The sequence below is a fragment of the Herbaspirillum sp. B65 genome (assembly GCF_000333555.1).
Lineage (GTDB): Bacteria > Pseudomonadota > Gammaproteobacteria > Burkholderiales > Burkholderiaceae_D > Herbaspirillum > Herbaspirillum rubrisubalbicans.
This window is the reverse complement of the sequence record NZ_BADI01001097.1, coordinates 1-3311: the sequence shown is the minus strand read 5'-3', so window position 1 is coordinate 3311 and position 3311 is coordinate 1. Positions and strand designations below refer to the sequence as shown.

The window sequence follows — 3311 nt, the reverse complement described above, 5'->3', positions numbered from 1 at the left end:
GACCGACCACGATCAGTTCGGGTTGCAGGCTTTCGATACGATGCCGCGANCCGGTCAGCAACTGCACCAGGGCAGAATCCGAGGCGTCCTGGTGGGCGCGGTTGGCGATGAGACCGATGCGATAGCGGGGAGCGATGGAGGACATGGCGCTAGGAGGAGTGAAGGCGTAAGGGCGTGAAGGAGCAGGGTGGTTGGGAGGCTCGACATGACGACCATATGCGGGCCAAATGACGATTATCGCCGAGTGCGGCCCAAAGGGCGAGCCTGGCGTGGACGGCTACCGTGACAAGTGGGTGCGACATTCATGCGCCCAACTGTACCGCTGCGTTGCTGCACATGAGGCTACAATACGCCAGAACCTGCATACCTAACCCACTCCAGCATGAACAAGGCTTTTGTAAAAGAATCCGATGGCGGCGACGACGATGATGAGCTCGCCTTGCCGGCCATTCCGGCCGGGGCCAAGAACTACATGACCCCGCAGGGTCATGCGCGCATCAAGAATGAACTGCTGCACCTGATCGACGAAGAGCGGCCCGAGGTGGTGCGCGTGGTGTCCTGGGCGGCCTCCAATGGCGACCGTTCCGAGAATGGCGACTACCTCTACGGCAAGAAGCGCCTGCGCGAGATCGATCGCCGTATCCGCTTCCTGACCAAGCGGCTGGACAATGCCGAAGTGGTCGATCCCTCGGTCCATCACGGCAGCGACCAGGTCTTCTTCGGTGCCACCGTGCACTACGAAAACCAGCGCGGGGAAGCGCATACGGTGACCATCGTCGGCATCGATGAGTTCGATCCGCTCAAGGGCCGCATCAGCTGGATTTCGCCGGTGGCGCGGGCCCTGACCAAGGCGCGCGAAGGCGATGAAGTCGTGCTGCAGACGCCGTCGGGGGTGGAGCAGTTGACCATCCTGGAAGTCAGCTATTCGGCCCCGCAGTAAGCATCACCCCATGATTGAGCGGCAGGCCGGCGTGCTTCTTGCACGCGGTACGGTACTGCCGCTGGCCGCGAGCGCCACCAAGAGCGCCCGGTGCAAGCTATTTGAACCCTCCACGAGAAAGCCTCATGTCCATCGTTTTTGCCAGCCTGAACCATCCGCAGCGTGTCGTCCTGGCGGCCGAGGTGCATTCGCGCCCGTTCCTGCAGTTGACGCGCTCCGAAACCCTGACGCACTTGGCCGTCTATGTGCGCGAAGAGGGTAACGGCGCGCGCCACGCCAGCGCCCAGCACGCCTTGCTCGATGAGTTGTGTGCCCATTTCGGCGTGGTCGCGCCGGGCGGCGAGGCCAAGCACTTTTATCACGATTTCGGCCGCTTCCGTCTGAAGTGGGAGTGCCATACCGAGTTCGCCACCTATACCTTCGCCCAGGCGCACGAAGAAGTGCTGTCGACCGATCAGGCCTTTGCCCGCGCGCCGCTGGCGCACATCCCGCAGCAATGGCTGATCGCGCTCAAGGGCAAGCTGATGGTGGCGGCGCACGTGGTGGTGGAGCCCGGTTCCGATGATCCGGCGGCCACTGCACGCCAGATGCAGCGCATCTTTGAAGGCAAGCTGATGAGTTCCAGCAAGGTCTTGCAGGGCGGTGAGATCTGGACCGATTTCCAGATCCAGTCCGATGGTTTCTCGCGCTTCGTGGTGCGCGACATCGACCTGCGCGAACTGCAGGGCGGACGCCTGGCCCAGCGCATCCTGGAAATCGAGACCTATCGCATGATGGCGCTGCTGGGCTTGCCCCATGCGCAGCAATCCGGGCCTTTGCTCAACGAGATCGAGGGCGACTTGGCGGCCTTGACGGCGGCCATGGTGCAGTCCGAGCAATCCACCACGGGTACGCCCGAGGAGCAGGCCGAGGATGAGCGCATCCTGCGCAGAATCACCGGGCTGGCGGCGCGCATCGAAAAGCTGTCGCTGGAAAACAGCTACCGCTTTTCGGCCTCGCAAGCGTATTTTCGGCTGGTGCAGGCGCGTATCGAAGAATTGCGCGAGCAGCGCATCGAAGGGGTGCCGACCATCGGCGAATTCATGGAACGCCGCCTGGCGCCGGCCATGAACACCTGCCAGGCCATCGCCCGCCGCCAGGAAGCGCTGGCCGAGCGCATCGCCCATACCAACGACTTGCTGCGCACCCGCATCGGTATCGTGCAGGAACGCCAGAACCGTCAGATCCTGGAATCCATGAATGCCCGCGCCGCCCAGCAACTGAAGCTGCAGCAGGCAGTGGAAGGCCTGTCGGTGGCGGCCATTTCGTATTACGTGATCGGGCTATTGGGGTATGCCGGCAAGGCCGCCAAGGCGGCTGGCCTGCCGCTCAATCCAGATCTGGCCACCGGCTTGGCCATGCCGGTGGTGGCGGCTTGCGTCTGGCTGGGATTGCGCCGGATGCACAAGGGATTGGGCCATCACTGAACCCAATGACTGGACTGATCAAGCGAAACGGGGCGCACCGCGATACACGGTACGCCCCGTTGCCGGGTGTTGCAGGGGCTGCGATCAGACGGTGGCGTTGATCTTGGCCTGGGCCTCTGCCACGGCGGCCTTGGCCGCTTCTTCACCCATGGACACGCCTTCGGCCACCACCAGTTCGACATCGGTAATACCGATGAAGCCCAGCGCGCCCTTGAGGTACTTGCCCTGGAAGTCCAGTGCTTCCATCGGGCCTTCGGAATACTTGCCGCCACGCGAGAGGATGATGACGGCCTTCTTGCCGGTAGCCAGGCCCACCGGGCCGGTTTCGGTGTACTTGAAGGTGCGGCCGGCACGGAACACGTGGTCGATCCAGGCCTTCAGGGTCGAGGGCGGGGCGAAGTTGTACATCGGCACGCCGATGACGATGGTGTCGGCGGCCAGCAGTTCATCGACCAGGGCGTCGGATTGCTGGATGACCTGAGCCTGCTCGGCGCTGCGCGCCTCAGCCGGGGTGAAATAGGCGCCCAGCATGGATTCGTTGAGGTGCGGCAGGGCGTTGGCCGCCAGGTCGCGATGCACGACCTTGCCGCCGGGGTTCTTGGCTTGCCATTGCTGGACGAAGGAAGCGGTCAACTGGCGCGAGATGGAGCCGTCGCTACGGGCGCTGGAGTCGATGTGCAGGAGGGTGCTCATGGGGTGTCCTTTCGATGGTTCGGTGGGCATTGCCGTGTTGGGAAGGGCGTTTGCAGTGGGGTCTACGATACCCAGTTTTCATTTCTTCCAATAGATGCGAGAATCGCATTTCACTGATCCATTTATGGAAGCAATCCAGGCCCGCCATGCTAGACCTCAATGACATCTGGCTGTTCGTCCACGTAGTGCGGGCCGGCAGCTTGCCGCGCCGG

General features: G+C 63.1%; 3 protein-coding genes and 1 pseudogene. 2 read left to right on the top strand and 2 right to left on the bottom strand.

Features of this window, described 5'->3' with window-relative positions; all coding sequences use genetic code 11:
* A pseudogene (locus I5W_RS33750) lies at nt 1–145 on the bottom strand (methylglyoxal synthase); the annotation flags it as partial.
* Nucleotides 146–382: 237 nt separating this feature from the next.
* On the opposite strand from I5W_RS33750, the gene greB reads away from it, so the two are divergent.
* Complete coding sequence (gene greB / locus I5W_RS25950) at nt 383–940, top strand: transcription elongation factor GreB (RefSeq protein WP_044531423.1); 558 nt, start codon at nt 383–385, stop codon at nt 938–940.
* Between the two features lie 125 nt (nt 941–1065).
* The gene (locus I5W_RS25945; RefSeq protein ID WP_017451011.1) at nt 1066–2406 is read left to right on the top strand and encodes a DUF3422 family protein; all 1341 of its coding nucleotides are present in this window, start codon (nt 1066–1068) and stop codon (nt 2404–2406) included.
* An 84-nt stretch (nt 2407–2490) separates the two neighbouring features.
* Here the strand turns inward: I5W_RS25945 and I5W_RS25940 are convergent, their stop codons facing one another.
* Entirely contained in the window at nt 2491–3099 is a 609-nt protein-coding gene (locus I5W_RS25940; protein WP_017451012.1) for an FMN-dependent NADH-azoreductase, read from the bottom strand.
* Nucleotides 3100–3311 lie beyond the last annotated feature (212 nt).

What these genes read in the sequence shown, in the direction of transcription:
- I5W_RS25945 (WP_017451011.1), top strand. Translation starts at nt 1,066, where the DNA reads ATGTCCATCGTTTTTGCCAGCCTGAACCATCCGCAGCGTGTCGTCCTG.
- greB (WP_044531423.1), top strand. Translation starts at nt 383, where the DNA reads ATGAACAAGGCTTTTGTAAAAGAATCCGATGGCGGCGACGACGATGAT.
- I5W_RS25940 (WP_017451012.1), bottom strand. Translation starts at nt 3,099, where the DNA reads ATGAGCACCCTCCTGCACATCGACTCCAGCGCCCGTAGCGACGGCTCC.